This is a genomic window from Glycocaulis sp. (assembly GCF_052168375.1).
GTDB lineage: Bacteria > Pseudomonadota > Alphaproteobacteria > Caulobacterales > Maricaulaceae > Glycocaulis.
Genome location: NZ_JBQLZR010000299.1, coordinates 1 through 4,512, shown reverse-complemented (window position 1 = coordinate 4,512; position 4,512 = coordinate 1). Strand labels below are relative to the sequence as shown.

3 protein-coding genes are annotated in these 4,512 nt (G+C 65.6%); all 3 read right to left on the bottom strand.

Annotated elements, in window-relative coordinates:
* Window positions 1-38 precede the first annotated feature (38 nt).
* On the bottom strand, window positions 39-2,603 hold the full coding sequence (gene infB / locus ACTS2Z_RS12230; protein WP_442573490.1) for a translation initiation factor IF-2: 2,565 nt from the start codon (window positions 2,601-2,603) through the stop codon (window positions 39-41).
* Window positions 2,604-2,728: 125 nt separating this feature from the next.
* Window positions 2,729-3,349, bottom strand: coding sequence for an RNA-binding protein (locus ACTS2Z_RS12225; protein ID WP_442573489.1), 621 nt, complete (start codon window positions 3,347-3,349; stop codon window positions 2,729-2,731).
* 23 nt (window positions 3,350-3,372) lie between these two features.
* On the bottom strand, window positions 3,373-4,512 hold a 1,140-nt coding region (gene nusA, locus ACTS2Z_RS12220), incomplete at its 5' end, for a transcription termination/antitermination protein NusA (protein ID WP_442573488.1).

The window sequence follows — 4,512 nt, the reverse complement described above, 5'->3', positions numbered from 1 at the left end:
GGCCCTTGCATGTCACTTGCTGCGGGCAAAGCCCCGGATCAGAGCTTGCGCTCGATCTCCTCGACCGTGAAGCACTCGATCTGGTCGCCCTTCTGAAGGTCCTGATAGCCGACAAAGCCCATGCCGCACTCGGTGCCGGCGCGTACTTCGTTGACCTCGTCCTTGAAGCGTTTCAGCGTCGAAAGCTGGCCTTCGTGAATGACCGTGTCGTTGCGCAGGAGGCGGACACCGCAACCGCGGCGCACCACACCGTCCGTCACGCGGCAACCAGCCACCTTGCCGAGCTTGGTGATGTTGAACACCTCGAGAATTTCCGCGTAACCGATAAAGGTTTCGCGCTTCTCCGGAGCCAAGAGGCCTTCCAGCGTCTTCTTCACGTCGTCGATGACGTCATAGATGATCGAGTAATAGCGGATCTCGACCTTTTCCTGCTCGGCCAGGTCACGCGCCTGCTTGTTGGCGCGGACGTTGAAGGCGAAGATCGGCGCACCCGATGCCTTGGCCAGCTGAACGTCGGCTTCCGACACACCACCCGGAGCGGCGTGAATGACGCGTGCACGCACCTCGTCATTGCCGGCCTTTTCAAGCGCGCCGCTCAAAGCCTCGGCGGAGCCCTGCACATCAGCCTTGATCAGAACGGGCAGTTCCTGGACCTCGTTCTGCTGCAGGCGGGCCATCATCTGTTCGAGCGAGGTGCCGCCACCACCCGTACCGGCCGACTTGTCGCGGCGCTGACGGACACGATAGTCGACGATCTCGCGGGCACGCGCTTCGGATTCCACCACCGAGAAGGCCTCGCCGGGTTCCGGCGCGCCATCAAGACCGAGGATTTCTGCCGGAAGCGAGGGGCCCGCTTCGCTCATCTGGGCACCGCGCTCGTTGGTGAGCGCGCGCACCTTGCCCCACTGCACGCCAGCCACGACGATATCGCCGCGCTTGAGCGTACCGCGCTTGACCAGCACGGTTGCGACCGGGCCACGGCCCTTGTCGATCTGGCTCTCGATGACGATGCCTTCGGCAGAGCGGTCCGGATTGGCCTTCAGCTCCAGGATTTCCGCCTGCAGCGAAATGGCGTCGGTCAGCTCGTCCAGACCCATCTTCTTCAGCGCGGAAACCGGCACGTACTGGACGTCGCCGCCCATGGATTCGGTGACGATCTCGTGCTGGAGCAGCTCGTTGAGCACCTTGTCCGGCGTCGCGTCTGGCTTGTCGATCTTGTTGACGGCCACGATCATCGGAACCTTGGCGGCCTTGGCGTGATTGAGCGCCTCGACCGTCTGGGGCATGACGCCGTCATCGGCGGCCACCACCAGCACTACGATGTCGGTCGCCTGCGCGCCGCGCGCCCGCATGGCGGAGAACGCCGCGTGGCCCGGTGTATCGAGGAAGGTGATCTTCTCGCCAGACTTAAGCTGAACCTGATAGGCACCGATATGCTGGGTGATGCCGCCGGCTTCGCCGCCCGCAACGTCGGTTGAGCGCAGGGCGTCCAGCAGCGAGGTCTTGCCGTGGTCAACGTGACCCATGATGGTCACGACGGGCGGGCGCGGCTTCTTGGTCTCTTCCGGGTCATCGGCAGAGATGAAGCCTTCCTCGACATCGGCGTCCGACACGCGCTTCACGCGGTGGCCGAATTCTTCGACGATCAGCTCGGCATCGTCGGCGTCCAGGAAGTCCACCGCACGGACCATCTGGCCCTGCTTCATGAGGAATTTCACCACGTCCGCAGCCCGTTCGGCCATGCGGTTGGCGAGTTCCTGCACCGTGATGCTTTCCGGCACGACAACGTCGCGCGCCACTTTCTCGCGCTCGGCGCCGCCTTGCGTGCGGCGCTGCTTCTCGCGTTCACGCGCCCGGCGCATGGAGGCGAGCGAGCGCTGGCGGCCCTCGTCGTCCTCAACCAGATTCTGGATCGTCAGGCGGCCCTTGGGACGGCGCTCACCGCCATCCTTGGAGCGCGCGACCGGCGCCTTGGCAGCCGGAGCGAGCTTCTTCTTGGCGCGGCCTTCCTCGTCATCACCATCAATGGCACGCGCGTCGTCCTTGGCGCGGGCATCCTTGTCGACGACCTTGCGCTGCGGCTTGGCGGTGTCGGGATCGACGGGAACGGGAATGTCGGCAGGATCTGGCACGGCGGCGCGCTCGGCTTCCGCCTTCTTGCGGGCCTCTGCATCCTTGCGGGCCTGTTCCTCGCGCTTGCGCTGGTCTTCCAGTGCCTTGCGGTCTTCCTCGGCCTTGCGGGCCAGCTCGGCCTCTTCAGCCTTTTTCTTGGCGTCGCGTTCCTCGGCCTCGGCGCGGGCACGGGCGATCGCACGCTGGCGGCGGATCAGCTCCTCCTCCGAAAGTCCAAGCTGCTTGGCCTTGGCGGCCAGCGCGGCGCGCGCCTTGTCGGCGTCGCTCATCGTCTTTCCGGCAGGCGCCGCAGCGTCCTTGGCCGCAGGAGCGCCCGCAGCGCCCGGCGCGATACGCTTGCGCTTCTTCTCCACGACAACGGCCTTCGACCGGCCGCGTGCAAAGCTCTGCTGCACGGTGCCCGATCCGGTGCGTCCGCCGAGGGTGAGGGGCTTGCGGCCCGAAGGATTGCGTTCGTCAGCGTCGCTCATAAACGTCTTTCATCGCGGCTTCGTATCCAAAAGGCATCGACAAGCGCCGCGCCGCAGCAACGCTTTCTGCCCTGTCCGTCCGGCTCTGGCAAAGGTTCGCTAACCTAGCGGCCTTGCCTGCCGTTTCAACTCTCTCGTGCCGGTCGCTCCGCAACCGGCGGGACAACCGCCCGGAAACCGGCCAGCTTGTCCATCAGGACCGTGAACCGGTCCGCTTCAGGCCCCGGTGCGAGCACCAGGTGAACCACTCCGGATCGGCCCAGTGCCCCGCCGAGTTCCTCGGCGGTGAAGCACATGGCAACCCTCAGGCCCGGGGCCGCGCCGCGCGCGAGCTGGTCCAGCTTGCCGCGCCCGTCTGCCGACCCGTCACTCGCCTCGATCCGCCAGGCCGGAACCGGCAGGGCCGTGATCGCGGCGCGCGAAGCATCATACCCCATTGCGAGGCGTCCCGCGCGCCTGGAAAGCCCCAGTGTCGACAAGGCCCGCGCAACGAGCTGTGTCTCGACCTGTGCCGCGAGGTCTTCGGGCACCGAAACCGGTCCCTCGAAGGCCCTGTCGAACGCCTTGCGCCGGACCGCCTGAATGAAGGCCTCCCGGCTGGCACTGATCCAGGCACCACGCCCGGGCAGCTTGGCCGCGATATCGGGAATGATATCGCCACCCGGCGTTACCGCCAGCCGGACCAGCGCATCCTCGTGCGCCGTCTCGCCGGTGGCGATGCAGCGCCGGGTGCGAGGCGCCTTCACGCGCGATTCCCGTGCGCCGCGGCTCACTTGTCCTCGTCTTCCTCCGTGCCCTCGCTGTCGTCGCCGGCATTGATCAGCGTCTCAAGATCAACACCCAGACGCTCGGCTTCAGCCTCCAGCGCAGCCAGATCGAACTCGCCATCATCAGCTAGCGCCTCATCGGCATCGCCGGCTTCATCTTCAACGGCTTCGGCCTCGGCCTCGACCGGCTCTTCAGCCGGCAGGTCTTCCTCCGAAATCCAGCCAGCGGCCACACGGGCCTTCATGATCAGGCGTTCAGCTTCGACCGCATCGATATCGAAGCCGTCGAGAATGCCCGGCTCGCGCACGCGCTCGCCATCGCGGGTCTCGTACCAGCCGCGCAGATCGTCCGGCGTCATGCCGGCAAGATCATCAACCGAGAAGACCTCGTTCTCGCCGAACCGCACCGCCATCGGCAGGGTGACACCGTCGATCTCGAGAATCTGGTCCTCGACACCCAGCTCCTTGCGGCGTGCGTCCTGCTCGGCCGCCTGACGGTCGAGATATTCGCGGGCCCGTGTCTGGATTTCCTCGGCCGTCTCGTCGTCAAAGCCTTCGATGACGGCAATTTCGTCAAGCTCGACAAAGGCGAGGTCTTCAACATCGGTGAAGCCTTCCGTTGCCAAGAGCTGGGCAATCACCTCGTCCACATCAAGGGCTTCCATGAAGATGGCCGTGCGCTCGGTGAACTCTTTCTGACGGCGCTCGCTCTCCTCGACCTCGGTCAGGATGTCGATGGACCAGCCGGTAAGCTGGCTGGCAAGGCGCACATTCTGGCCGCGCCGGCCAATGGCCAGCGACAGCTGGTCGTCGGGCACCACCACCTCGATGCGCTGGTTCTCCTCGTCCAGCACCACCTTGGCGACTTCTGCCGGTTGCAGCGCGTTGACGATGAAGGTCGCCGGATCCGGATTCCACGGAATGATGTCGATCTTCTCGCCGGCAAGCTCGTTCACGACCGCTTGCACGCGGCTGCCGCGCATACCCACGCACGCGCCGACCGGGTCGATGGAGCTGTCATTGGAGATGACGGCGATCTTGGCGCGGCTGCCCGGATCACGCGCCACACGCGGGATCTCGATAATGCCCTCATAGACTTCCGGCACTTCCTGCGAGAACAGGGCGGCCATGAAGTCCGGGTG